Origin of the sequence: Streptomyces calvus, from assembly GCF_006782915.1 — a bacterium.
GTDB classification, from domain to species: domain Bacteria; phylum Actinomycetota; class Actinomycetes; order Streptomycetales; family Streptomycetaceae; genus Streptomyces; species Streptomyces calvus.
This window is the reverse complement of record NZ_VCNP01000004.1, coordinates 167,000-191,425: the sequence shown is the minus strand read 5'-3', so window position 1 is coordinate 191,425 and position 24,426 is coordinate 167,000. Positions and strand designations below refer to the sequence as shown.

General features: G+C 73.0%; 21 protein-coding genes and 1 pseudogene. 12 read left to right on the top strand and 10 right to left on the bottom strand.

Annotated features, from left to right (window positions below; genetic code table 11):
* Positions 1-27 precede the first annotated feature (27 nt).
* Positions 28-915, bottom strand: a complete 888-nt coding sequence (locus FGW31_RS01300; RefSeq protein ID WP_142191394.1) for a universal stress protein — start codon at positions 913-915, stop codon at positions 28-30.
* 485 nt (positions 916-1,400) lie between these two features.
* Between FGW31_RS01300 and FGW31_RS01295 the strand changes: the two genes are divergently transcribed.
* A complete protein-coding gene (locus FGW31_RS01295) occupies positions 1,401-1,787 on the top strand; it encodes a DUF302 domain-containing protein (protein WP_006131019.1) in 387 nt (128 codons plus the stop codon).
* On the opposite strand, the gene FGW31_RS35430 is transcribed toward FGW31_RS01295, so the two are convergent.
* The 6 genes and pseudogenes from FGW31_RS35430 to FGW31_RS01270 form a co-directional block, all read right to left on the bottom strand.
* Positions 1,708-2,133: a hypothetical protein gene (locus FGW31_RS35430; protein ID WP_233452325.1), complete on the bottom strand. Its 426-nt coding sequence runs from the start codon at positions 2,131-2,133 to the stop codon at positions 1,708-1,710. The two genes, FGW31_RS01295 and FGW31_RS35430, sit on opposite strands and share 80 nt — an antisense overlap.
* The gene (locus FGW31_RS35425) at positions 2,133-2,312 is read right to left on the bottom strand and encodes a 2-oxo acid dehydrogenase subunit E2 (protein ID WP_233452323.1); all 180 of its coding nucleotides are present in this window, start codon (positions 2,310-2,312) and stop codon (positions 2,133-2,135) included. The genes FGW31_RS35430 and FGW31_RS35425 overlap by 1 nt, the downstream gene beginning before the upstream one ends.
* A 165-nt stretch (positions 2,313-2,477) precedes the next feature.
* The gene (locus FGW31_RS01285) at positions 2,478-3,506 is read right to left on the bottom strand and encodes an alcohol dehydrogenase catalytic domain-containing protein (RefSeq protein WP_142191393.1); all 1,029 of its coding nucleotides are present in this window, start codon (positions 3,504-3,506) and stop codon (positions 2,478-2,480) included.
* 143 nt (positions 3,507-3,649) lie between these two features.
* A complete protein-coding gene (locus FGW31_RS01280; RefSeq protein WP_142191392.1) occupies positions 3,650-5,245 on the bottom strand; it encodes an FAD-dependent monooxygenase in 1,596 nt (531 codons plus the stop codon).
* Positions 5,218-5,781 (bottom strand): hypothetical protein, encoded by a 564-nt coding sequence (locus tag FGW31_RS01275; protein ID WP_142191391.1) that lies wholly within the window; start codon positions 5,779-5,781, stop codon positions 5,218-5,220. The genes FGW31_RS01280 and FGW31_RS01275 overlap by 28 nt, the downstream gene beginning before the upstream one ends.
* 179 nt (positions 5,782-5,960) lie before the next feature.
* Positions 5,961-7,435, bottom strand: a pseudogene (locus tag FGW31_RS01270) (bifunctional aminoglycoside phosphotransferase/ATP-binding protein).
* 491 nt (positions 7,436-7,926) lie between these two features.
* Here FGW31_RS01270 and FGW31_RS01265 point away from each other — a divergent pair.
* The 5 genes from FGW31_RS01265 (at position 7,927) to FGW31_RS01245 (ending at position 11,746) form a co-directional block, all read left to right on the top strand.
* Positions 7,927-8,748: a universal stress protein gene (locus tag FGW31_RS01265; RefSeq protein WP_142191390.1), complete on the top strand. Its 822-nt coding sequence runs from the start codon at positions 7,927-7,929 to the stop codon at positions 8,746-8,748.
* A 159-nt stretch (positions 8,749-8,907) separates the two neighbouring features.
* A complete protein-coding gene (locus tag FGW31_RS01260) occupies positions 8,908-9,513 on the top strand; it encodes an Rv1733c family protein (RefSeq protein WP_182674791.1) in 606 nt (201 codons plus the stop codon).
* A 39-nt stretch (positions 9,514-9,552) separates the two neighbouring features.
* Positions 9,553-10,953 (top strand): nicotinate phosphoribosyltransferase, encoded by a 1,401-nt coding sequence (locus tag FGW31_RS01255; protein ID WP_142191389.1) that lies wholly within the window; start codon positions 9,553-9,555, stop codon positions 10,951-10,953.
* Positions 10,954-10,964: 11 nt separating this feature from the next.
* The gene (locus tag FGW31_RS01250) at positions 10,965-11,252 is read left to right on the top strand and encodes a DUF1876 domain-containing protein (RefSeq protein WP_085575889.1); all 288 of its coding nucleotides are present in this window, start codon (positions 10,965-10,967) and stop codon (positions 11,250-11,252) included.
* Between the two features lie 35 nt (positions 11,253-11,287).
* A complete protein-coding gene (locus FGW31_RS01245; protein ID WP_142191388.1) occupies positions 11,288-11,746 on the top strand; it encodes an Hsp20/alpha crystallin family protein in 459 nt (152 codons plus the stop codon).
* Between the two features lie 116 nt (positions 11,747-11,862).
* On the opposite strand, the gene FGW31_RS01240 is transcribed toward FGW31_RS01245, so the two are convergent.
* Entirely contained in the window at positions 11,863-12,537 is a 675-nt protein-coding gene (locus FGW31_RS01240) for a CBS domain-containing protein (RefSeq protein WP_142191387.1), read from the bottom strand.
* A gap of 149 nt (positions 12,538-12,686) precedes the next feature.
* Between FGW31_RS01240 and FGW31_RS01235 the strand changes: the two genes are divergently transcribed.
* The gene (locus tag FGW31_RS01235) at positions 12,687-13,610 is read left to right on the top strand and encodes a DUF1918 domain-containing protein (RefSeq protein ID WP_142191386.1); all 924 of its coding nucleotides are present in this window, start codon (positions 12,687-12,689) and stop codon (positions 13,608-13,610) included.
* A 36-nt stretch (positions 13,611-13,646) separates the two neighbouring features.
* Complete coding sequence (locus tag FGW31_RS01230) at positions 13,647-14,639, top strand: Acg family FMN-binding oxidoreductase (protein ID WP_375141384.1); 993 nt, start codon at positions 13,647-13,649, stop codon at positions 14,637-14,639.
* Positions 14,640-14,676: 37 nt separating this feature from the next.
* On the opposite strand, the gene FGW31_RS01225 is transcribed toward FGW31_RS01230, so the two are convergent.
* Complete coding sequence (locus tag FGW31_RS01225; RefSeq protein WP_142191385.1) at positions 14,677-15,354, bottom strand: CBS domain-containing protein; 678 nt, start codon at positions 15,352-15,354, stop codon at positions 14,677-14,679.
* A 301-nt stretch (positions 15,355-15,655) separates the two neighbouring features.
* On the opposite strand from FGW31_RS01225, the gene FGW31_RS01220 reads away from it, so the two are divergent.
* From FGW31_RS01220 to FGW31_RS01205, 4 genes are all read left to right on the top strand, one after another.
* Positions 15,656-16,531 (top strand): universal stress protein, encoded by an 876-nt coding sequence (locus tag FGW31_RS01220; RefSeq protein WP_142191448.1) that lies wholly within the window; start codon positions 15,656-15,658, stop codon positions 16,529-16,531.
* A gap of 61 nt (positions 16,532-16,592) precedes the next feature.
* Positions 16,593-18,989: a glycoside hydrolase family 65 protein gene (locus tag FGW31_RS01215; RefSeq protein WP_142191384.1), complete on the top strand. Its 2,397-nt coding sequence runs from the start codon at positions 16,593-16,595 to the stop codon at positions 18,987-18,989.
* A 111-nt stretch (positions 18,990-19,100) separates the two neighbouring features.
* On the top strand, positions 19,101-19,979 hold the full coding sequence (locus tag FGW31_RS01210; RefSeq protein WP_142191383.1) for a potassium channel family protein: 879 nt from the start codon (positions 19,101-19,103) through the stop codon (positions 19,977-19,979).
* A 268-nt stretch (positions 19,980-20,247) separates the two neighbouring features.
* Positions 20,248-22,935, top strand: coding sequence for a cation-translocating P-type ATPase (locus FGW31_RS01205; protein ID WP_233452321.1), 2,688 nt, complete (start codon positions 20,248-20,250; stop codon positions 22,933-22,935).
* A gap of 165 nt (positions 22,936-23,100) precedes the next feature.
* On the opposite strand, the gene FGW31_RS01200 is transcribed toward FGW31_RS01205, so the two are convergent.
* Positions 23,101-24,273: an MFS transporter gene (locus tag FGW31_RS01200; protein ID WP_182674822.1), complete on the bottom strand. Its 1,173-nt coding sequence runs from the start codon at positions 24,271-24,273 to the stop codon at positions 23,101-23,103.
* Positions 24,274-24,426 lie beyond the last annotated feature (153 nt).

The following is a 24,426-nucleotide window of genomic DNA, read 5'->3' as shown; positions in this document are numbered from 1 at the left end:
CCGGGGCCGGAGCGTGCGACGGGCGCCTCAGTGACGCTCCCCCGTTCCCCGCACCACCACGACCGGGCAGTGTGCGTGATGCAGCAGGGCCTGGCTGACCGAGCCCAGGAGCAGCCCGGCGAAACCACCGCGCCCCCGCGCACCGACCACCACCAGCTGGGCGGAGCGGCTGGCCTCGATCAACGCCTCCCGCGTCCCGCCGTGCACCACCCTGTGCTCCACCACGACGCCCGGGTGGCGCTCCCGACGTCCGGCGAGCGCCTCGGAGAGCAGCCTCTCCTCCTCCTCGGCCAGCGCTCCCGGCGGGTTCGCGTACGGCATGGACGGATCCTGCGGGGCGGGCATCGGCGCGTTCCACGCGGTCCAGGTGTGCAGCGCCACCAGCGGCGCGTTCCGCAGGGCGGCCTCGGAGAAGGCGAAGTCCACGGCCTTCTGTCCTGCGGCGGAGCCGTCGACGCCCAGCACGATCGGACCGTCGAGGAGGGGCTGCTCGCGCACGACCAGCACCGGGCACCGGCCGTGCGCCGCCAGATGCACCGCCGTCGACCCCACCAGCAGCCCGACGAACCCGCCCATGCCCCGGCATCCGACCACCACCAGCTCCGCGGCCCGCGACTGTGCCTCCAGGACGGTCAACGGCTCACCGGTCACCACGACATGACCGACCTCGACCTCCGGCGCCACCGCCCGCGCCTGTTCGACCGCCTCGGCCACCAGACGATCCACCATGTTCTGCAGCCCACCCTCCGGTGGTCCCAGCGGCGACGGCCCCAGGGGCGCGTGCATCGCGGGCCAGACGAACGCGTGCACCAGCCGCAGCCCCGCCCCGCGCAACCGAGCCTCCCGCGCGGCGGCCTCCACCGCGGCGAGACTCGACGCCGAACCGTCCACGCCCACGACCACGAGACCACTCACCGTGCCTCCCTCACATCGACGCCGTCACCTCTCACGTCCAGGTTCACCCCGGTCACGCTCCGCTGCACGGGGACGAGGGACCACCACGACCGTCGACCGGATCGCGGTGACGAGCCCCGACGGCCGGCGTGGGGCACGCCGACACACTCCCGCGCGGGTAGGGCGGTGATGCCGATCGACACTGCCGGACCCGCACGCCGTCCGTGTCACCGTGGAGAACGGTGTGGGGACGCCGACGGGACGACTGGAGACGGCACTCGTTCCCGAACTGCCAGCGGCGGTGCAGGACATCGACGACATTGTCGGTGCCGTCGACGAGAGCACAGCGGACTGAGCCGGCGGCGTCGGCGGGACGGCGAGGGATGTCATCCGGTCAGCGCGGCAGGAGTGGTACCGAGGGACACCTGCCGGGCGTCGCGTCGTCCTCGTGGGCACCCGACGGGGTATACCGGAAACCGGCCCGTCCGTACGACCTTGGAGACCTCGTGTCCTACGACCGCACCGTCCGCCTCGACACCGATTTCGACGCGACCGTCACCGCCGTCCGCCGGGCACTGGCGGACCAGGGCTTCGGTGTCCTCACCGAGATCGACGTCAAGGCCACGCTGAAGGAGAAACTCGGCGCCGACGTGGAGGACTACGTGATCCTCGGCGCCTGCAACCCGGCGCTGGCCCATCAGGCTCTGGAGACCGACCGCAGCATCGGCCTGCTGCTACCGTGCAACGTCGTCGTCCGACGGGAAGACGACCGGACCGCCGTCCAGGCCCTGGACCCGAACACCATGGTCACCCTCACGGGACTGCCGGCTCTGGAGCCCGTCGCCGACGAAGCCAAGGCCCGGCTGGACGCCGCTCTGGCCTCGCTGGTCTGACCGGATCCCCGGGACCCCTTCCCTCACCGCGTGCGGCGACCAGGAAGTCGGCACTGCCGGACAGCGTGGTGAGCCGGGGTACGTCTTCGTCCTCGATGTGGACGACGGACCGCTCGCTGAGGACCTCTACACAGCTCAGGAAGACCAGCGAGTCCGTCCCGAGCACCCTGCGGAACACGTCGTCGGGCGCGAGGAGCAGGGGCACCTGCGACGGGTGGGTGACGCCGAGGACCGTCTCCACGTCCTGATCCCCCAGGTCGGTGACCGTGATCGTGGCCCGGGACACCTCGGGACCGCGCAGCCCGCCTGTCCGGGCCGGAGTGACCAGGTCCTTCGGGGCGCTCATCAGCCAGGGAAGTGCCAAGGCGTCGGCGTGGTGCAGCGCGGGGGTGACGAGTCCTTCGCCGGATAGGAGGCCACGGCCATGCCGAGGTGGACATCCTCGCCGGCCGCGAAGTGGTCGTCGGTCCAGAAGCCGTTGAACTCGGGTACCTCCCGGGCCGCCAGGGCCGCCGCCTTGAGCACCAGGACCGCAGGGAGCAGCCAATCGAGTGGGCGCGGCAGCGGTAGGTGCGCAACTCCAGGAGGGCTTCCCAGCGCATGGGCGCTCCTCCCGGCACTGTCCCCTGATCTCCAGAGTCACCGAGCCCGGCTCCGGCCGCATCTCCGGACTCCTGTGTGCCGGGCCCTTCACCCACGGCGCAGTGCGACCTTGAGCGCGCCGGACGTCGTGCCGTGGGAGAACAGCTCGTAGGCGTCCAGCACCCGGTCGAGGCCGAAGGTGTGGGTGACCAGCGGGGACACGCGCAGGCGTCCGAACCTCAGCAGCCCCAGCAGCCAGGGTGTGGAGGATGTGTCGACCTGGCCGGTGCTGATCGTCACGTTCTTGCGCCACAGGGACTCGAGGTGCAGCGTGGCGGGTTTGCCGGGCGTGCCGATGACGGCGATGTGCCCTCCCGTGCGGACGGCGCGTGTGCACAGGACGAAGCCCTCCGGTTCGCCCGACGCCTCGACGACCACGTCGGCGCCGGGCCCGTCGTACAGCTCGGCGATCATCCTCCCGGGCACCTCGGCGGCGTCGGCGCCCATGCGGACGGCGGCCTCCAGCCGGGCGGCCGACAGGTCCACCGCGATGACCCGGCGGGGTGAGTAGAGCCGCGCGATCGCCACCGTGGCGAGGCCGACCGGACCGGCGCCCACCACGACGACGGTGTCCCCTGGGCCCACCTCTCCGTTCCGCACGCCGACTTCGTAGGCGGTGGGGAGGACTTCGGCGAGCAGGACCGCGTCGTCGAGCGGCAGGGCGGGGGGCAGGCGGGGGGGGGAGTGGTCGGCGAAGGGCACCCGCACGAACTCCGCCTGGGTCCCGTCGATCAGATTCCCCAGGATCCATCCACCGCCCCCGCAGCACTGCCCGAACATGCGGTCGTGGCACGGCCGGCAGCGGCCGCAGGCCGAGACGGACGAGACGATCACCTGGTTCCCGGGGCGCAGATGGTGGACGTCCCGGCCGACCTCGACCACCTCGCCGACCGCCTCGTGGCCGAGGACCGTCCCCGCCTTCACCTCGGGCAGGTCCCCGCGCAGGATGTGCAGGTCGGTGCCGCAGACGGTCGCGGTCCCGACGCGCACGACGGCGTCGGCGGGATCCTCGAGCGCCGGATCCGTGACGGTGTCCCAGGAGATCCGTCCGGGACCGTGGTAGACGAGGGCTCGCATGGTCACCCACTCCCTGGCGGCTCGGCCGACTCCCTCCACGGTCGCCCCGGGCGGACGCCCGGGCAACCGGGGTCCTCATGCCGTCTGCTCCGCAGGGCAGTCGGACCCCTGTGACCGGGAGGAGGGGCTCCGTCGTCCGGTGCTCATGGCCGGACGGGCGGGAACGGTGCCGCACCGATCAGGGAGAGCCAGCCGGTCAGCCCGGCTGGGTCGGCGGCCCCGCAGCGGAAGCCGACATGCCCGTCCGGGCGGACGGCCACCAGACCACGGCCGGGGCTGTTCGACAGCCGCAGGACGGTCACCCGAGGGTCGGCCATGTCCGGCGGTGGAGCGGCGTCGCGTTGCAGCAGCAGGTGCACACCCGGGCGGGCCAGCAGTCCGTGCAGCCGCTGGGCAGGTCCTCCGACGCTGACGGCCGCGTCGGGCAGGCGGTCTCCCGGGCGAGGAGCCCCCCTCAGGGGCGGTGTTCCCTCCACCGACAGGGGACTGTGCCGGTAGTTCACGCGCAGTTGGGAGATGACACGGACGGCCTCGGCGACCAGTCGTCGCCGGCCGAGGAGCACGGGAACGGCGGGAGCCGCGCGCGGAGCGGCCACCGCGCGCAGCCACGAGGGGAGCCGGCCCGTCGACGCCTCCGCCCAGAACGCGGTGTGCGTCAGGAGCAGCCGTCGATGGGCAGCCGCTCTGCGCTCCCCTTCGTAGGAATCGAGCAGCACTTCGGCATCGAACTCGCCCGGGGAACCGCTCGCCGCGAAGCCGAGCTTCCAGCCGAGGTTCACCGCGTCCTGGATGCCGGCGTTCATGCCCTGGCCGGTGGCCGGTGAGTAGGTGTGGGCCGCGTCCCCCGCGAGGAAGAGCCGCCCCCGGCGGAACCGCCGGGCGAGGCCGCACTGCAGCGGAATCCGCGCCGACCAGGCGAGGCGCTCGATCCGTGCTGTCGTCCTGGCGTCGTTCAGGAGGCGCTGGAGTTCGGCTTCCGGGACGGCGGCCCCGGGCTGGCCGAAGTCCCGTCCGGCCCCGCCGGCGGACGCCCGGGTGGCCAGCAGCCGCCAGGCGGCCCGCTCCCCGAGCGGGAAGAGGAACAGCAGGCCCCGGCGTCCCGCGAACACCTGGGCGCCGGCATCGGGGGGCGTGCCATCGAGGTCCAGATCGGCGAGGACCACCTCCTCGGCGTAGGGCCTGCCGTGCCACCCGATGCCGGCACAGGTCCGCACGGCGCTGGCCGGGCCGTCGCAGCCGACGACGAAGGGGCAGCGGACCTCCTCGACGCCGTGCCGCGAGCGCAGCACGGCATGCGCGCCGTCCCCGTCGTCGCGGGCGGTGAGCAGTTCGGTGCCCCGTTCGACCGTCACCCCGCGGTCGGCGAGTGCCCGCGCCAGCACCGTTTCGACGTCCGTCTGCCGCATGAGTGTCAGGTGGGGGAACGCCGTGTCGGGCAGCGCGAGGTCCGCGAGCCCGGTGTCGACGACGCGGGAGCCGAGATGCAGATGGGCCGTCGGTGCGGTGTCCGCCGACTCCAGCAGGGCGTCCGTGACGCCGAGCGGGCGCAGGACTTCCAGGGTGCGTGGGTGCAGGATGAGGGCGCGGGAGGGCCGGAACTGCTCGAGGCGCCGCTCGACGACCCGGATCCGTGCTCCGTGGGCGTGGGCCTGCAGGGCCAGGCTGAGGCCGGTGGTACCGGCCCCGACGACCAGGACGTCCACCGCCGTGGTCACGTCCCGGCCACTGTGCGCCACCACGCGGCGGCCTCCGGCTCCGGGTCCTCGACGAGTCGGGGGTCCGCGATCACGTCGTCGCGGCGCAGTCCCGGCACGATCGCGTACCGGATCGAACCGGGCTCGCTGACCAGCGCGAGGACCCGCCACAGGGAGCGCGCGTAGTGCTCGGCGCGGTCGGATCCGTCCCACTCGTACACGCCGCGGTAGCGGCCGCGCTCGTCGTGGGCCAGCCACAGCTTCGAGGTGAAACCGGGGAAGCCGACGAACAGGGGGGTGTTCAGCAGGCTCTCGCGGCGGAACAGCGCGTGCGCGGGTCCGCGTACCAGGCGCAGCCGGAAGACGACCACCAGCGTGCACGGGTCCTTCGCCAGGCCGCTGCCGAGGCGGGTCTCCCGGTAGACCCGGGCGCCGGTGCCGTCGGCGAAGTCCAGCCGCCTGCCCACGTGCTCTTCCGGCAGGTGGATCCGGTGCCGCGAGAGCAGCGCGAAGGTGGTGAGGAAGCACGCGGCCACGGCCCGCCACGCCTCGCCGGGGGCGAGTGGTCCCTGTTCACCCATGGTGGCCTCCTTCGAAGAGCCATGACGGGCATACGCCGTCGGGCTCCGCTAGGCCGGACGGGCCAGAGTTCCCCGTACAACCCACCATGAGGCAACGCGCCGCGCCCCGCGAGAGCTGGTGGCGCGGTCCGGCCGCCGACGACCGGGCCCGAGGAGCACCGGCGGGCACACCCGCTGACCTAGCCCGGCTCCATGTAGGGGCGGCGGAAGACCGGTGCCTGGCCCGTACCCCACGGGCGTACGGCAGCCAGCGCCCGGGCGACCGCGGACTCGAGGGAGCCGCTGGTGTCGACCGAGACGGCCTCCGGCCACGGCTGTTCCCGGGCCTCCATCACGGCGGCGACGGAGGCGTCGGCGTCGGACGCTCCGGGGGCACGGGTGCACAGGCGGGCCGCTGCCACGTCCCCCGGCACATGGCAGTGCAGGGCCACCAGGTCGGCGCTGGTGCGTTCCGCCACGCGCACGGCCGCCTCCCGCTGTGCCGCATCGGACCAGGTGGCGTCCAGGACGACGGATTCCCCCGAGGACAGCAGGGCGGACGCGCGGTCGAGCAGGGCGGAGTAGGTCCTGGCCGTCCACTCCGGCGTGTAGATTCCCTCGCCGTAGCCGGCCGCCGCGGACTGCTCCGCGGGGATTCCCGCCAGCTCCTTGCGGAGACGGTCGCTGCTGAGCAGCGTGACCCCGAGCCGGTCCGCCAGAGCTCCGGAGAGGGTGGACTTCCCGCTTCCCGGCAGCCCTCCGACGAGCGTCAGGCCGACGGCGGAGGTACGCAGGTGGCGCAGCGCCGTCGAGACCAGCCGCCGGAACGCCGCCTCCGCGCCCGGCGCGCCCTGACGTGCCTGGATCAGGGAGACCTTGGCGCGGACGAACGCGCGGTAGGCGACGTAGTGGTGCCACAGGGAAGGGGGTGCCGGATCGCCCGAGTACTCTCCGTACCGGGCGAGGAAGTACGCCGCGGCCTGAGGGGCGCCGAGCTGTTCCAGGTCCATGGCGAGGAAGGCGGCGTCGTCGAGTCCGTCGACGTGACGCAGGTGGTCGTCGAACTCCAGGCAGTCCAGGACGCGGGGACCGTCGTCGAGGCAGAAGACGTCCTCGGCGAGCAGATCGCCGTGGCCGTCGACCACCCGCCCCTGCTCGATGCGGGAGTCGAACAGACGCGTACGGCCGGCGAGGTAGCGGCGCACCAGCCGCTCCGCCTCCGCCCCCCCCTCCGGTACGGCGCCGTCGTCGGCCAACGCGCGGACCTGCCGGAAGCCGGCCTCCCAGCGCGAGGACAGGGCGTCCCGCGTGCCCTGCTCGTCCACCTCACGGCTCCGGGGCGCCTCCGCGTGCCACGCCGCGAGCTGCCGGGCGACGGCCCGCAGGACGTCGTCGACGGCTACCCCTTCCCGCACCAGGCGGAAAGCCGGCGGTCCGCGGGCATCCGGCGCATCACCACGAGCGGCTCCGGCGCCTGTGCGTCGGGGCTTCGCAGCTCACCCAGCCCCAGATAGACGTCGGGGGCGAAGCGGCGGTTGAGGGCGACTTCACGCTCGCACGCCGCCCGGCGGGCCGCCACCGTCGTGTAGTCCAGGAACTCCAGATCCACCGGCTTCTTCAGTTTGTAGGCGCGGTCGCCGGCGAAGAACACGATCGCGGTGTGCGTCTCGCACACCTGCGCGCGCGGCAGCGGCTCGCCGTCGTGCCGGCCACCGGTTTGGAGCGGGGACGTGTCGGCCGCAGGCGCCGGGGGCGCCGTCCTCCCGGTGGGGCCCGGCTCAGTCATGGGGGAGGGCGGCGACGGGGCGGCGTGCGTGACGGACGGCTGCCCGGGCCACGGGGCCCGGACGCGGCGCTGGGACGTACCGGCGTTCCCGGCGGCAGGCGGCCGGCGGGAACGCACCCTCGGCGGCGGCAGAACTCTCGAGTGAGCCGTCGAGGCCCACGGTGACGACTGGCCGCATGGCGGTGCCCTCCGTCTCGTAAGAAGCTGGAAGAGGGATGGATGACGGTGCCCGAGCCCGACGACGCGGACGGCCGGGAGACCGTCGGCCCGCCGGACGGGGCGGGTTCCCTCGTTCGAGGAGTACCCCAATCCCCTCCGCGGCGCATGCGGACCGGAGGCGGGAGACAGGCGCGGGATCCGGCCGGGAGGAGACAGCGGCGGTGACGATTCCCCTGGTGGTCGGCGTCGACGGGTCCGAGGCGAGCCTGGAGGCGGTGGACTGGGCCGCCGGAGAAGCCGTCCGGCACGGCGTCCCGCTCCACCTCCTGCACGCGGCGGCGCGGGACCACGAGGCGTCCGACGTGATCGACGCCGCCTCGGAACGGGTCAGGAAGGGTGCTCCCACGGTGAGGTTGTCGAACGAGGTGCTGCACGAGGACGCGACCGCCGCCCTGCTCGGCAAAGGGCGCAACGCCTTCGCACTGGTACTGGGTTCCAGAGGGTTCGGAGACCTCGCCGGAATGCTCCTGGGATCGGTCAGCCTCGCCGTGGCGGCGCGAGCGGACTGCCCGGTCGTCGTGGTGCGCGGTGCGGCGGAGCACCGCTGTGCCCGCTTCGGGAGCGTCGTCGTCGGTGTCGAGGAGGGGAAGGGCAGCGGCACGGCCGTACAGTTCGCCTTCCGTGAGGCCCATGTGCGGCACTGCCGACTGGTGGCGGTGCACGCCTGGAGCGCACCGCTCGATGCTTCCGACTCACCACGAGCCCTGCCCTCGTACACCCCGGAGACCCGCCGGCGCTCGCCGGCGCGGGTACTCGACGACGCCCTGCGCGGCGCGTCGGAGCGGTACCGCGACGCCCCGGTGAACCGGCGGGTGATCGAGGGGCCGGCGCGCCACGCCCTGCTGGAAGCGGCAGCGGAGGCGGACCTGCTGGTCGTCGGCGCCCGCAGACGACAAGGACACCTGGGTCTGCAACTCGGATTGGTCAACCATGCGGTACTGCACCACGCGCCGTGTCCGGTCGCGGTCGTTCCCCGGATATGACCGGACGGGCTGGGACGGACCACGTCATCGGCCGGTCCTTGTGGACTCGGAAGCCGTCCCCCACAGGGACCTTCGGCCCTGTGACCGGAGCCCGCGCCGTCCCATGATGGGACCAGGACGGTGGGGGGAACGGACCAGCGACCTGCTGGAGGCCGAGTCATGACTGCATGGAATCCGCCGCACGCGTCCGGTCCGCCGCCGTCGCGCCGGGAGCGCACCCCGAAGAGGGTGAACCCTCTGCGACGTCCGTCCGACAGGTTCGAGTCCTTGTTTCGCGGCTTCCTGATGCTCGTCCTCGTCCTCGGCCTGCCGGTGGCCGCGCTCGGTGCGGGGCTGACGGCGTACGAGTCGTCGATGCGCACCGTGCAGACGCAGTCGGCCGAGCGGCACCAGGTCGACGCCCGGGTGACGTCGATCACCGAGGAGGTCGGCGAGAACGCGAAACAGCAGGCGCGGGTCCGCTGGACCGACGACGACGGAACGGCGCGGACGGGAACCACCCTCGTGACGCCGGACACGCCCGAGGGCACCACCGTGCGGGTGTGGGTGACCGGCGAGGGGGCCGTCACCAGCCCGCCGATGACCGAGAACCAGGCCGTGACCACCGGCTGGTTCGCGGGCGGTGCGGCGGGGGTCGGCGTGGCGGCCGGGGTCTTCGCGGCGCGGGTGGGCGTGCGCCACGCGCTGGACCGGAGGAGGTACGCGCAGTGGGACGTCGAGTGGGACCGGGTGGAGCCCCTGTGGGCCGGCCGGTTCCGCCGGTGACGTGAGGACGAGCCGGACAGGACCGAGGAGGCGACGCCGATGTCCGACGCGACGACCACCGACCTGTACGAGGTGACGATGGCCATGTCCTACCTCCGGGAGGGCATGACCGGCCCCGCGACGTTCAGCCTCTTCGTCCGCGACCTGCCCGCCGAGCGCGGCTTCCTGGTCGCGGCGGGGCTGGAGTCGGCCCTGGACCACCTGTCCGGCCTTCACGTCGGCCCGGAGGACGTCGACGCCTTCGCGTCCGCGCTGCACCGCCCGCCGCGTGACCTGCGCCCCCTGCTCGGCCTGGAGTTCACCGGCGACGTACGGGCGGTTCCGGAGGGACGGATCGTCCTGGCGGGAGAGCCCCTGCTGGAGGTGACCGCGCCTCTGCCGCAGGCACAGCTGGCCGAAACGTACGTACTCAACCAGCTCAGCCACCAGACCGCCGTAGCCTCGAAGGCCGCACGGTGCGTCCTCGCGGCGGCAGGCCGTCCGGTCGTGGACTTCTCCCTGCGCCGCACCCACGGCCCGCAGGCAGGGTTCCAGGCCGCCCGCCTCGGCGCGATGACCGGCTTCGCCGGAACCAGCAACGTGGCCGCCTCCACCGCCCTGGGCCTGACCGCCGTCGGCACGATGGCCCACTCCTTCGTCGAGGCGTTCGCCACGGAGGAGGACGCCTTCCGCGCCTTCGCGCGGTCCCACCCGGGACCGGTGACCCTGCTGGTGGACACCTACGACACCGAGGAGGGCGTACGCGTCGCGGCGCGCGTGCTGCGGGAGCTCGACCACGCGGCCCGCGGGCCCGGCTCGGCGGTACGCCTGGACAGCGGCGACCTCGGAGCCCTGGCGGTACGGGCACGCTCCCTCCTCGACGACGCGGGCCTGCCCGACGTACGGATCATCGCGAGCGGTGGTCTCGACGAGTACGCGGTGGACGAACTGGTCCGCTCCGGGGCGCCGATCGACACGTACGCCGTCGGCACTCGCGTCGGCGTCTCGGCCGACGCGCCGTACCTGGACTCGGCCTACAAGCTGGTGGAGTACGACGGCCGGCCGGTGATGAAGCTGTCGTCGGCGAAAGTGACGGCACCCGGTCCCAAGCAGGTGTTCCGCCGCCCCGGCTGCGTCGACGTGATCGCTCTGGCCGACGAGCAGCCCCCCGACGGTGGCATGCCGTTGCTGGAGACGGTGATGCGGGGCGGGCGGCGCACCGGCGCCAGGCCCACGCTCGACGAGTGCCGGGAGAGGTTCACGGCGGACCTGGAGGGCCTGCCGCCGGCCGCCCGCCGGATCCGGGAGCCGGTCGCTCCCCGGGCGACGGCCTCCGAGCGGCTGGGCGCACTCGCCGCCCGCGTCCGGCGCCGCATCGAGGAACGGACGACGGAGGCCTCCGCCCGGCCCCGGGTCCCGGAACGAATCGTGTCGGGACCGCCCGGGTCCGTACCGAGGTGAGGAGGAAAGCGATGCCGCACACGACGGAGTGGAGGGTTCGACTCGATCTCTTCGAGGACGACGACGGAACCACGAAGGCGCACGTGGTGCTGGACACCGGCACCACGGAGCTCACCGGTCAGGGGACCGCGCACTGTCATCCGGCGGACGCGAACGTGCCGGAGATCGGCGACGAACTGGCGGCGGGGCGGGCCCTGCAGAACATCGCCCAGCGGCTGCTGAACACCGCCGAGCGCGACATCGAGGGCATGGGGGTGCCGCGACCCGGCCCCCGACAGGTCACCGGATGGCCCACGTGACCGACGGTCGACACGACAAGGCAGGAGAATCAGCCATGACACATCCCGTACGACACGGCAGGGGTGGGCTCTCGGCGACCCTGCACGAGCTGGACGATCTCCGTACCCGGATGGACCAGCTCATGCACGCCGTCTTCCCCATCGGCGGCTATCCCGAATCCGGCACGGGCGAGCCGTGGGCACCGCTGGCCGACATCGTGGACACCGAGGACGCCTACCTGGTGGAACTGGAGCTTCCCGGCGTGGACAAGGACCAGATCACCGTCGAGGTCGCCGAGGGCGAACTCGACATCCACGGTGAGATCAAGGAGAAGGAACACACCGGGGTGGTCCGAAGGCAGACCCGCCGCATGGGACGGTTCGACTACCGCACGACCCTGCCGCCGAACTCCGACACCGAGCACGTCAGCGCGGACCTGACGAGCGGAGTCCTCACGGTGCGCGTCCCGAAGACCGAGACGGGGAAGGGACACCGCATCGAGATCACCGGCTGAGCCGGGGCGGCGCCGTCCGCCGGACCGCGTACCGGGTCCGGCGGACGCGTGCCGTTCCCCTCCCCGGCTGGGCCACGGCCCCGGGTGTTTTCCGGCCGCCGGCGCCGACCGTCCCCTCATGGAGCGGTGGGGGACCGCCGGGCGTCGTCGGTCCGGTACGCGAGGTGCTCGGCGACCGAGACCACGCCGTCGACGCTCCGGCACAGCCGCTCGATGACGGGGATCAGACTCCTGAACTCGACCGAGCCCTTGAGATCGACCCGCCCGTCGCGCACCTCGGCCGTCACCTCCGAGGGAGCCAGCCCCATCGTCCGGCGCAGCACGTCCCCGGTGATCTCGTCGCGGATGGCGTCGTCACGGCGCAGGAAGACCCGCAGCAGGTCGCCACGGCTGACGATGCCCAGAAGCCGGTCCGTCTCGTCCACGACGGGCAGCCGCTTGACGTGCTGGGCCTCCATCAGGCGGGCGGCCTCCACCACACTCCACTCCGGACGCGCGCACACGGCGGGAGCCGACATCAGTTCCTCGGCGCGGGAACCCTCGGCCTTGGCCCGCTCCCATGCCTCCAGGTGCGGAACGGGGATCCTGCCCGACGGGTCGGCCCGGTCGGAGCTCTTGCGCAGCAGGTCCGCCTCGGACACCACGCCCATGGGGCGGCCCAGGTCGTCTACCACGGGCACGGCGGTGACGTCGTTCTCCGCCAGCAGCCTGACGATCTCCTTGAACGGCAGGTCACGCCGTGCCTTGACGACGTCCCGGGTCATGAGTTCCGCGACCGTTCGGTGCTGCATGTCGACTCTCCCGTCCGGATGGTGGCCGTCCGGCATCCGGTCGGCCCGGTCCGGCCCGTTCCCGCGGATGCGGGCCGGTCGTGCCGTGCGGCGGTGTGCCGCGCGTGGCACGTTGGATACAGGACCATTCTGAGGAGAGGGCGGCGATCATGCGAGCTCACCTCGGCGACCAGCTCGTCGTCGAAAGCCCGGCGACCGGCGCCACCAGGCGCGACGGTGAGATCGTCGGACTCCACCACGAGGACGGAACACCCCCCTACGACGTGCGTTGGTCGGACACGGACGACGTGACGCTCGTGTTCCCGGGACCCGACGCGCACATCCGGCACATGGAGCACGGGCAGCCCGGGACCCCCCGCGGGTCTTCCCGGCCCGACATGGGTGAGGCGCAGGCCTTGTCCGAGGCCGCTCCGCCGCCCGGGACGCCCAACCCCGGCGACATCGGCCGGCGCGTGGCCGTCGAACGCCGCAGGCACGGGCTCAGCCGGGAGGAGGCGGCCCGCCGGGCCCGCATCTCGCCGGCCTACCTGGCGTACCTGGAGGAGCAGCCGGCCGACCCGACGATGGCGACCCTCCTCAGCCTGGCCGCCGTGCTGGACACCACCGTCACGGCCCTGCGCGGGGCGGGCGTCGACCTGCCGCCCGGTCAGGGCCACGCACTGCTGCATCCACAGTTGCGGGACCTCGGCCCGGAGGAATGCCGCCGCCTGCTGTCCACGCACGGTGTGGGACGCGTCGCCGTGTCGACGTCCGACGGCCGTCCCGCGGTCGTCCCGGTCAACTACGAGATCGTGGAGGGCGAGATCGTCTTCCGGACCGCGCCCGACTCCGTGCCCGCGGCGGCTGTCGGAACGGAGGTCGCCTTCGAGGTCGACCACGTGGACGAGGCGATGAGCCGGGGCTGGAGCGTACTCGCGGTCGGCCCCGCGAGCGTCGTCACGGAGCCCGATGCCGTGCGCGGGCTCGTCCGGCGTGCACACACCGAGCCATGGCCGGGCGGCGCACGCGAGATGTGGGTGTCGATCCGGCCCACGCGTCTCACGGGCCGGCGCATCACTCCGGCCGATCAGTAGGTGCCCGAAGGGCGCCGACCGAGAGGGGAAGTTCCGGTGAGCCGACGAGCACCGGCCGACGAGCAGGTGACGGCCCTGGTCCGAGCCGCCGCCGCGGCCCCGTCCATGCACAACGCACAGCCCTGGCTCTTCAGCTACTTCCGGCGCAGCCGTACGTTCGAGATCCGCGCCGATCTCGAGCGCACCATGCCGCACTCCGACCCCGACACCCGCGGCCTGCACATCGGCTGCGGCGCCGCCCTGCTGAACCTGAGGGTCGCCGTGGTCCACGAGGGCTGGTGCCCGGAAACCCTCCTGCTGCCCGACCCCACCGACCCGGCGCTGGTGGCGACCGTGCGGCTGACCGGCCCCACGACCGACGAGAACGACCTCGGCGCGCTGTACCCGGCGATACACCGGCGGCACAGCAGTCGTTACCCGTTCGAGGAGAGGGAGATCCCCGGCCCCGTGCGGGAGGCCCTCGGCGCGGCCGCCCGCGCCGAAGGAGCAACGCTGGCCTTCCCCGCCCCGTGGCACCTGCAGGAGGTGCTGGAACTGGTCCAGGACGCCGAGGCGCGCAACATCACCGACCCCGGCAGCGACCAGGACCTGGCGCGGTGGACGCGCACCGACGCCCCGTCGGCGGGCAGCGCCGACGACGGAGTCCCGCACTACGCCTTCGGCCCGCGCAAGCGCGGGGGCAAAGCCCCCATGCGCGACTTCGCGGCCTCCCGGAGGGTGGCGGGCCGTGACGCCGCCGACTTCGAGCGCACCCCTCAGCTGGCCCTCCTCAGCACGAGCCACGACCACCCGGAGGACTGGCTCCGCGCGGGCCAGGCCGTAGAACGCGTCCTGCTGCTGGCCACCCTCGAGGGCCTGTCCAGTTCCTTCGCCGCTCAGCCCCTCGAATGGACCGACCTGCGCTGGCCGCTGCGCGACCCGGTGTCGGGGACGGGCTGCACCCAGATGCTCCTGCGCCTGGGGTACGGCCCGAAAGGACCCGGCACACCGCGCCGTCCGGTGTCGGACGTACTCGACATCCGACCCTGAGGGGACTCGGCGGGCCGGCGGTCGGCCTCGCGCCCGGTCACCGGGTCGTTCCGGTCCCGTCCCGGCCCGCCGACTCGCCGGTGAGCTGCGGCTCGACGTCCACGACGCCCTCCACGGCGCGCACGAGACGCACGGCGACCGAGATGAGCGAGGTGTCGTGGATGTGTCCGCGGAGGGTGACGACCCCCTCGTGGACGTTCACGTGGATGGCGTGGCTGAAGGCGGGGAAGAGGTAGGACACCACGGTGCGGCGGACCTCCTCCTCGATCTCCTCGTCCGGCCGCAGGAAGACCTTCAGCAGGTCGGCACGGCTCACCATGCCCTGGAGCATGCCGATGTCGTCGACCACGGGCAGCCGCTTGACGTGCCGGACGGCCATGATCCTGGCCGCCTGTGCCAGGGTGGCGTCGGGGTGGACCGTGATCGCGGGGGTGCTCATGAGCTCCTCCGCCGTCACCGCCCCGGCCTTGGCGACGTCGGACAGGCGCCGGCGCTGCTCGAAGAGGCTCGGGTCGCTGTCGCGGAACTCCTCCTTGGGCAGCAGGTCGGCCTCGGAGACGACGCCGACGACACGCCCTTCTCCCTCCAGGACCGGCATCGCGCTGACCTTCCACTGCTCCATGGTCTGCACGATCTCCTTGAAGGGCGCCTCGCGTCCGACGGCCACGACCGTCCGGGTCATCACATCGCTGACGATGTGCGGGGTATCGGGCACCGCGATCCTCCTCGTCTCGCCTCGTGGTGACGGGGAGGGAGCAGCCAGGCCCGGCCCGGCAGTTCCCCGGCACCGATGGTCTCGATGGCCGCCGCGCGGCGGCCGTGCCGGCGATGCGAGGGAGGGGACCTCGCCCTTCCTCCGGCCGTATGACTCCACGATCGTCACAAATCGGCGCAGTGCAACCCGGGCAGAGGTCCCCGTCCGCGAGCCGGTCCATGTGTCGCGACGCAACCCGTGCGGTGCGACGGTATTGACAGGGACTTCAAGGCAGCGGCAGGGCAGGAAGGCGGTGGTGAGCGTGGAGCTCCCGCTGGTCGTGGGTGTCGACGGATCGGATTCCAGTCTGGAGGCCGTGGACTGGGCGGTGGACGAGGCTGCGCGCCTCGGGCTGTCCCTGCGGCTCGTCCACGCCTCTTTGTGGGAGCGGTACGAGGGGGCTCTCCCGTCCTTCAGGACCGGCCGTCCGGCCGAAGAGGTCATGGCCGAGCACATCGCCGCGTCCTGTGCGGAACGCGCCCGGCTGCGCGACCCGGAGGTGAAGGCGTCGAGTGACGTGCTGCCCGACGACGCCGTGTCCGCGCTCCTGCACGCGGCTCATGAGTCCTCCGCCCTGGTCACGGGAGCCCGCGGCCGCGGGAGGATCGCGGGGATGCTGCTGGGATCGGTGAGCCTCACGGTGGCCGGTCGTGCCGTGTGCCCGGTGGTCGTAGTGCGCGGCGGGGAGCGGAACCGGCAGGGCTCCTTCGGCCGGGTGGTGGTCGGCCTCGGCGACTCCGCGGAGGGCTCGGCCGCCGTGCGGTTCGCCTTCCGCGAGGCGCAGGCGCGCGGCTGCGCCCTGCACGCCGTACGGGCCTGGCGCCGCCCCGCCCACGAACACGTGGACCACCCCCTGATCGCGGACGATGCCGCCGGTGCCGAGGAGGAGCGCGCCTCCGCCCTCCTCACCGACGTGCTGCGCGACGCCGGACGCAGTCACCCGCAGGTCGAAGTACGTCGTCAGGCGGTCGAAGGTCCCGCCCACAAGGCCCTCCTGGACGCTTCCTCCGACGCCGACCTGGTGGTCGTGGGGGCACGCAGGCGCCACGGCCACGTCGGTCTGCAGCTCGGCAGGGTGGCCCACGCCCTGCTGCATCACGCCGAGTGCCCGGTGGCCGTCGTCCCCCAACGGACCTGACCCGGACGTGCCTCCCGTGCTCCTGCACATGTGGTGAGGGGAGAAGGAGAGGACGCGGCGGATGTCCGAGTGGACCTGGGAGTACGAGGGGTACGACCCGGCTGGCGAGCGGCTGCGCGAGTCGCTGTGCACACTCGGCAACGGCTGCTTCGCCACACGGGGCGCCGTGCCCGAGAGCAGGGCGGGCCTGGTGCACTACCCGGCCACCTACGCGGCCGGGGTCTACAACCGCCTGGAGTCGGCCGTGGCGGGGCGGCGGGTGGTGAACGAGGACCTGGTGAACCTTCCGAACTGGCTGTTCCTGCGGTTCCGTCCGCGCTTCGCCGACGGGTCGGCGGGACCGTGGTTCTCTCCCGACACGCACCGGCCGCTCGACCACCGGCACAGCCTGGACCTGCGCCGGGCCATCCTGACGCGTACGTTCCGGTTCCGGGACGACGAGGCGGGCGTGCTGGGTGTGGAGCAGGTCTGGCTGGTGCACATGGCGGACCCTCACCTGGCCGCGCTGCGGACCGTCGTCACGGCTGAGGAGTGGTCCGGGCAGATCGAGGTGGAGTCCGCCCTCGACGGTGACGTCACCAACGGCAACGTGCACCGCTACCGGTCACTCGAGCGGCACCACCTGGTCCACGTGCGGACCGGCGCGTCCACGGCCGACGTGACGTGGCTGAGCTGCCGCACCAGCACCTCCGACATCGGCATCGGCATGGCGGCCCGTACGGTCGCCGGGCAGCCGCCCACGGCGTCGGAGCTGCGTCCGTCCCACCACCGTGCCGTGCACCGGCTGGTGATACCCGTCGCTCCCGGCCGGCCCGTCGTCGTGGACAGGACGGTCGCCCTGCACACCTCCCGGGACCGGGCGATCAGCGACCCGCTCGGCGCGGCGCTCGACCGGGTGGCCACGGCCCCTGACTTCCCGGCGCTCCTGGACTCCCACGCCGCCGCCTGGGCGCGCCTGTGGCGGGGCGCGGACATCCAGGTGCCCGGGGAGGCGGGCCGTGTCCTGCGCCTGCACCTGTTCCACGTGCTGCAGACGCTGTCCCCGCACACTGCGGACCTGGACGTGGGGGTGCCGGCCCGCGGGCTGCACGGCGAGGCGTACCGGGGCCACGTCTTCTGGGACGAACTGTTCGTGCTGCCGTACCTCAACCTGCATTTCCCGGAGGTCTCGCGGGCCCTGCTCGACTACCGCCACCGGCGTCTGCCGCAGGCATGCCGCGCGGCCCGCGCGGCGGGCCGGGCCGGGGCGATGTATCCGTGGCAGTCCGGCAGCGACGGCCGCGAGGAGACCCAGCGGCTGCACCTCAACCCCCGTTCGGGCCGGTGGCTGCCGGACGACTCCCGGCTCCAGCACCACGTCGGCTCGGCGATCGCCTACAACGTGTGGCAGTACTGCGAAGCGACCGGCGACACCGAGTACCTGCACACCAAGGGCGCGGAGATGCTGCTGCAGATCGCCCGCTTCTGGGCGGACAGCGCGGAGCCGGCCCCCGGCACCGGCCGGTACCGCATCCGTGGTGTGGTCGGCCCCGACGAATACCACGACCGTTACCCCGACGCCGACCGGCCGGGCCTGGACGACAACGCGTACACCAACGTCACCGCCGCCTGGGTCCTCGGCCGGGCCCTGGACCTGGTGCGGCGCCTCCCGGCCTGGCGCCGGCAGGAGCTCTTCGAACGCATCGGGCTGGAGAGCGGCGAACTCCCGAAGTGGGAGGAGGTCTCCCGGCGGTTGCGGGTGCCCTTCCACCGGGGCGTCATCAGCCAGTTCGACGGCTACGGCGACCTCGCCGAGCTGGACTGGGACGCCTACCGCACCCACTACCCCAGCATCCGGCGGCTGGACCGCATCCTCGAGGCCGAGGGCGACTCCGTGAACCGCTACCAGGCGTCGAAACAGGCCGATGTCCTGATGCTCGGATACCTCTTCTCGGCCGCCGAACTGCGCAGCCTGTTCGACCGTCTCGGGTACGACGTGGACGACGAGGTCTGGCACAGGACCGTCGACTACTACCTGCGGCGCACCAGCCACGGCTCCACCCTCAGCGGACTCGTCCACGGCCTCGTCCTCGCCCGGGCCAGACGGGCCGAGGCGTGGAGTTACGTCCGCGAGGCCCTGGAGGCGGACATCGCCGACATCCAGGGCGGCACGACCGGCGAAGGCATCCACCTCGGAGCCATGGCCGGGACCCTGGACCTGGTGCAACGCGGCCTGACGGGACTGGAGACGCGTGAGGACGCCCTCTTCCTGGACCCGGTGCCCCTCCCCGCCCTGTCGGAGTACGGATTCTCCCTGCGCTACCGCGGCCACTGGGGCATCGGCATACGGCGCCGGAGCGGACAGCTGGAGATCAGGGTGCCCGACTCGGAGGAGTCACCCATCCGCGTGGTGCTGGCCGACCGGGCCGTGACCATCGCGCCGGGGGAGACTTGCACGCTCGTGCTCCCGGGGGAGTGATCCGCGCGGACGGGCGAGCCGACCCCGGCGTCCGCGGCACGATCCACCGGACAGGGCATAGGCTCCGAAAGAGGGGTTCCGCCTCGGGCGACGGTGCCGTGGGAGACGTGGATGAAGTGGCTGGTCTCGCTGGTCGGTGCCGGGCTTGTCATGCTTACCCTGCGGGACCTCTTCCACACCCCTTGGCATCCCACCCGCCACGGCGGGCTGAGTCGCCTCGTCATGACGGCGCTGTGGCGCCTGGCCCGGCGCTTTCGCGCGCGCAGGAGGGTGGTCGGGCTCGTCGGACCGCTCGCCATGGTCACGGTGGTGGGCATGTGGGCCTTCACCGTCGTGCTCGGCTGGGCCGTCGTCTACTGGCCGCACATGCCCGGGGCGTTCGTCTTCTCGCCCGGTTCCGAGGCGGCGCAGGAGCCCGCACTGCTGGACTCCGTGTACCTGTCGCTGGTCACGGTGGCCACCCTGGGGCTTGGAGACATCGCGCCCGGCGAAGGCTGGCTCCGCATGGTCTCACCGTTGGAAGCCCTCGTCGGCTTCACCCTTCTGACGGCCACCGTCTCCTGGGTACTGGAGATCTACCCGGCGTTGACCCGCAGGAGGGTCCTGGCCGTCCGGCTGGCACTGCTGCGCGACTCGGACCCGACACCGCGGCAGATCGACTGCACGGCCGGAGCGCTGCTGCTGGACAGCCTGGCGACGGACATCGCACGTGTGCGCGTCGATTTCGCCCAGTACGCCGAGGCGTACTACTTCCACGACGGGGAGGACCACTCGTCGCTGGCGGCCACGGTCGGCTACGCCGTCACCCTCGCCCGGCGAGGACAGGCAGCCCGGCGGCCGGAAGTGCGCCTGGCGGGTGATGTGCTCACCGGAGCGCTGAAGGACCTCGCAGCCATCCTCGACCAGCGTTTTCTCCACACCGGTGGCACGGCGACGGAAGTGTTCGCCGCGTACGCCGCCGACCACGGGCGCAGCCTCGCGCAGCCCTGACCGACAGGCCGACGACCGGTGTCGCAGCGCCGGATCACCCACGCCGACGAGTGGTCGGTCATCGCCTGCCGGCACCGGCGGTGGCACCCTGACAGCGAGTGCCGGTATCCGGGGACACGGTCCCCCGCGTGACGGGAGTTCGGTGAATGGCGCACAGTGAGCGGGCCGGTCCCGATGCTCTCGCCCCGACACGCCTTGGTGTCTTCGTTGTGCGCGGCGACCGTCGGGCGGTCCGTGGCGCACGCGCGTCCAGAACTCCGTCGGGCGCGTGAGCGAGCAGTGGGGCGCCCGGAGGTTCGGCGCGGGCACCGGCGCACCCCGGACGACACCCCCCGCTTCTTCCGCGACCGGTCTGTCGTCGGCCGAGGCCGCGCGCCGGCTGACGCGTCACGGACCCAACGCGATCCCGGAGGAGTCGAGCGCCCCCGTGTGGCGGCGGGTGCTGCAACAGCTGCGTGATCCGCTGATCCTGGTGCTGTTGGTGGCCGCCGCCCTGACGATCGCCACCGGTGATCTCTCCGATGCCTCCGTGATCCTGCTCGTCATCACGGTGAACACCACGGTCGGCGTCGTGCAGGAGGTACGGGCCGAACAGGCGGTGATGGCCCTGTCCGCCATGAGCGCCCCCACCGCCAGAGTCGTACGGGACGGCGAGGAACGTTCCCTCCCGGCCGCCGAGGTGGTACCCGGGGACATCGTCCTGGTGGCCGAGGGCGACATCGTGCCCGCCGACGGGGACGTACTGTCCGCTGCCTCGCTGCTGACGGACGAGTCCTCGCTGACGGGCGAGTCCGTTCCGGTGGAGAAGGCGCCCGGCGGTGACCCCTTGCACGGCAGGGTGTCGGCGGGCACGGTCGTGGTGCACGGCCGCGGACGCGTCGCGGTCACCGCCACGGGAGCCCACAGCGCGCTCGGCCGGATCGCGACCCTGATGGGTGCCGCGCCCGGTCCGACCCCGCTGCAGCGCCGGCTGGCGGATTTCGGCCGGGTTCTGGCAGCCGTCATCGTGGCACTGTGCGCCCTGGTGCTGGCTCTCGGGTTGGTGCGCGGGCAGCCCGTGGAGCTGATGATCGTGGCGGCGATCAGCCTCGCGGTCGCCGCCGTACCGGAGTCCCTGCCCGCCGTCGTGACGCTCGCGCTCGCCCTGGGGGCACGACGGATGGCGGACCGGCACGCCATCGTCCGCAGGCTGCCCGCGGTGGAGACGCTGGGCTCCGTCACGGTGATCGCCACCGACAAGACCGGCACCCTGACCGAGGGCCGCATGGCCGCCGAACGGCTGTGGACGCCGCGAGGAGAGGCCACGGTCCTGGGAACCGGCTACGAGCCCCGGGGCCGGGTCGTCCGCGACGGGCGGGCGGTCACGGCCGACGACGCACCCGACCTGGCGGCACTGCTGCGCGTCGCCATGCTGTGCAACGACGCGGCGCTGGAGCCTCCGCCGGACGACTCCGCGGAGTGGCGCGCGCTGGGCGACCCCACCGAGGCCGCCCTGCTCGTGGCGGGGGCGCGGCTCGGGCTGGACCGGGCGGCGCTGGACCGCGCGCTGCCACGCATGGAGGAGATCCCGTTCGACAGCGGCCGCAAGCGCATGACGACCGTCCACCGCCTGCCGGACGGAGCAGTGCGGGTCGCGTGCAAGGGAGCGCCGGAGTCCCTGCTCCGACCGCAGGTCCTGGTCGACGGCCCGGACATGCTCGCCCGGGCGGCGGATCGGGCGGAGGCACTGGCACGCGACGGGTACCGGGTGCTCGCCGTCGCGTCGGCCGACCACGAGGAAGCGTCGCAACCGTCCGGGACATGGGAGTCGGGTCTGTCGCTGCTCGGCCTCGTAGGGATTCTGGACCCGCCCCGCAGCGCGTCCGGGTCGACGATCGCCGCCTGTGAACGCGCCGGCATCGTCCCCGTGCTCATCACCGGCGACCATCCGCTGACCGCCCGGGCCGTGGCGGAGCGCCTCGGCATCGCTTCCCGGGAGGAGGAGATCACCACCGGGCAACGGATCCGGGAAGGCACGGCGGGTGAGCTGACCGGCGTACGCGTCTACGCACGGACCACTCCCGAACAGAAGCTGGACATCGTCGAGGCGTGGCGCGGGGCCGGGCAGGTGGTGGCGATGACGGGGGACGGGGTCAACGACGGCCCGGCCCTGCGCCGCGCCGACATCGGTGTCGCCATGGGGCGGCGCGGCACCGAGGTGGCCCGCCAGGCGGCCGACCTGGTGCTGGCCGACGACAACCCGGCCACCATCGTGTCGGCCGTCGAGGAGGGGCGCCGGGTCTACGCCAACGTGCGCCGGTTCCTGCTCTACGGGCTCGCCGGCGGCATGGCGGAGATCCTGGTGATGCTCCTCGGCCCCTTCCTGGGAATGCCGCTGCCCCTGCTGCCCGCACAGATCCTGTGGATCAACCTGCTCACGCACGGCCTGCCCGGTGTCGCGCTCGGTGCGGAGCCCGTCGCCCCGGAAGCGATGCGCCGTCCGCCCCGGCCCCCCGAGGAGAGCGTGCTGGGTGCCGGCCTGTGGCCGCGCGTCCTGTTCATGGGGGCCTTCGTCGCCGCCGTGACCCTGACGGCCGGGGTGTGGGCCCGGGAGACGGGTCGCCCCTGGCAGTCCATGATCTTCCTGGTCCTCGGCGCGACCCAGCTGGGCGTCGCCCTCGGCTCCCGCGTTCGTCCGGGAAGTCTGGCCAACCCGTTCCTGCTGGTCGCCGTCGGCGCGGCTCTGAGCCTCCAGGCGGCCGGCGTGTATGTGCCCCCTCTCCGGGACCTGCTGGGCACGGAGCCGCTGTCGCTCGGGGACCTGGCGATCGCCTGCGCGCTGTCCGGTCTCGGCCATGTGGTCATGCGTGTGCAGGCACGGCTGTGGCCGGAGCGGCAGCCGCGCGCAGCCTCGGTGGCAGGCGGCGCTCCGGGTGACCGGAGCTCCCGGTCCGCCCGGACGGAACAGCCCGGCTGAGCCCGCTCTTTCCGCGCTGGGCAGCCATGTCCTCGGCCTTCGGAACGCCTCACACGGCGGGGCGGACGCCTGCCGGGTTCGCCTCCCTGCCCTGCCGCCCCGGGCCGGGGTCACGGCCACTCGCAGTCGGTTCTCCGACGGCCCCCGGGGTTCCGCCGGAGACCGTCAGGCACCTCGCTCGTGTCCGCCCGGGCGCACGGCATGATGCCGGACCACGGTCGCGGTGAAGGCACAGGTGGCGGCAGCGGTGAGGGCCAGGAGCAGGTATCCCCAGGTGTAGTCGTCGGCGATGCTGTAGACCGCGCCCATGACCAGGGGCGGGAAGAAGCCGCCCAGTCCGCCGGCGGCGCCGACGACACCGGTGACCGAACCCACCCGGTCGGCGGGTACGAGGCGGGCGACGAGGGCGAACACGGCGCCCGATCCGGCTCCCAGGGCCGCGGCCATGCCGAGGAAGGCCAGGGTGCCGATCGGGACCAGGGGGAGTTCCAGGGAGGCGAGGAGGGCGAGTGCGGCGACGGTGGCGTACGCCCCGATGAGCACGGGGACCGGGTGCAGCCGGTCGGAGAGCCAGCCGCCCGCCGGACGCGCGGCGACCGCGAGGACGACGAAGCCGGCGGTGCGCAGGGAGGCGTCGGAACGCCCGAGACCGTAGGCGGTGGTGAGGTAGGTGGGCAGGTAGACGCTGAAGGCGACGAACCCTCCGAAGGCCACGGCATAGAGGAAGGCCAGCTGCCAGGCGGTGGGCATCCGTAGGGTGGCGGTGGTGCGCGTGAGCAGGGAGCCGCCCGGGATGGCGCGTTCCGGCTGGTCGCGCAGGAGGAAGTGCGCGGTGACGGCGTAGCCGGCCAGGGTCACGGCGACGAGGGTGAAGGGAAAGCTCCGGTCGACGGCGTCGGCCAACTGCACGGTGGTGAAGGCCGAGACGGCGGTGCCGCCCGTGCCGATGCCGAAGATGCCGAGGGCCAGGCCGCGTCGTTCGGGCGGGTACCAGGCGTTGACGAACGGAACACCGACGGCGAACGTGGTGCCGCCCAGCCCGAGGAAGAAGCCGCCGACGAGGAACTCGGCCAGGGAGTCGGCCAGATGACCCAGGTACAGCACGGGCAGGACGGTCAGGGCGGTGACGAGAGGAAACATCCGGCGGGCACCGACGCGGTCGGTCAGTGCCCCGACCGGGATCCGGCCGAGCGAGCCGACGAGCACCGGCACGGCCACCACGAGTGACTGCTCGAACGAACTGAGACCCAGGTCCTCGCGGAGCGTCGGGCCGAGCGGCCCCAGCAGGGCCCACGCCCAGAAGCCGGCCATGAACCCGGCCGTGGCCAGGGCCAGCATGTGCGCCGGCTGCGTGGAACGGCTCACCGGCTCACCCTCTCCTCGAATCGAACACCGGCGACACACGGAATCGGCCCGGGGCCGGGGACGCACGGCCCCTCACCTCCCGTACGCGGTGTGGCCGCACCTGGGGCCTCGGGGCATTCTGCTTCT

Excerpts from the sequence above, each read along its gene's own strand:
- FGW31_RS35430 (WP_233452325.1), bottom strand. The coding sequence starts at position 2,133 with ATGAGCGCCCCGAAGGACCTGGTCACTCCGGCCCGGACAGGCGGGCTG.
- FGW31_RS01285 (WP_142191393.1), bottom strand. The coding sequence starts at position 3,506 with ATGCGAGCCCTCGTCTACCACGGTCCCGGACGGATCTCCTGGGACACC.
- FGW31_RS01275 (WP_142191391.1), bottom strand. The coding sequence starts at position 5,781 with ATGGGTGAACAGGGACCACTCGCCCCCGGCGAGGCGTGGCGGGCCGTG.
- FGW31_RS01260 (WP_182674791.1), top strand. The coding sequence starts at position 8,908 with ATGACTGCATGGAATCCGCCGCACGCGTCCGGTCCGCCGCCGTCGCGC.
- FGW31_RS01255 (WP_142191389.1), top strand. The coding sequence starts at position 9,553 with ATGTCCGACGCGACGACCACCGACCTGTACGAGGTGACGATGGCCATG.
- FGW31_RS01250 (WP_085575889.1), top strand. The coding sequence starts at position 10,965 with ATGCCGCACACGACGGAGTGGAGGGTTCGACTCGATCTCTTCGAGGAC.
- FGW31_RS01245 (WP_142191388.1), top strand. The coding sequence starts at position 11,288 with ATGACACATCCCGTACGACACGGCAGGGGTGGGCTCTCGGCGACCCTG.
- FGW31_RS01240 (WP_142191387.1), bottom strand. The coding sequence starts at position 12,537 with ATGCAGCACCGAACGGTCGCGGAACTCATGACCCGGGACGTCGTCAAG.
- FGW31_RS01235 (WP_142191386.1), top strand. The coding sequence starts at position 12,687 with ATGCGAGCTCACCTCGGCGACCAGCTCGTCGTCGAAAGCCCGGCGACC.
- FGW31_RS01215 (WP_142191384.1), top strand. The coding sequence starts at position 16,593 with ATGTCCGAGTGGACCTGGGAGTACGAGGGGTACGACCCGGCTGGCGAG.
- FGW31_RS01210 (WP_142191383.1), top strand. The coding sequence starts at position 19,101 with ATGAAGTGGCTGGTCTCGCTGGTCGGTGCCGGGCTTGTCATGCTTACC.
- FGW31_RS01200 (WP_182674822.1), bottom strand. The coding sequence starts at position 24,273 with ATGCTGGCCCTGGCCACGGCCGGGTTCATGGCCGGCTTCTGGGCGTGG.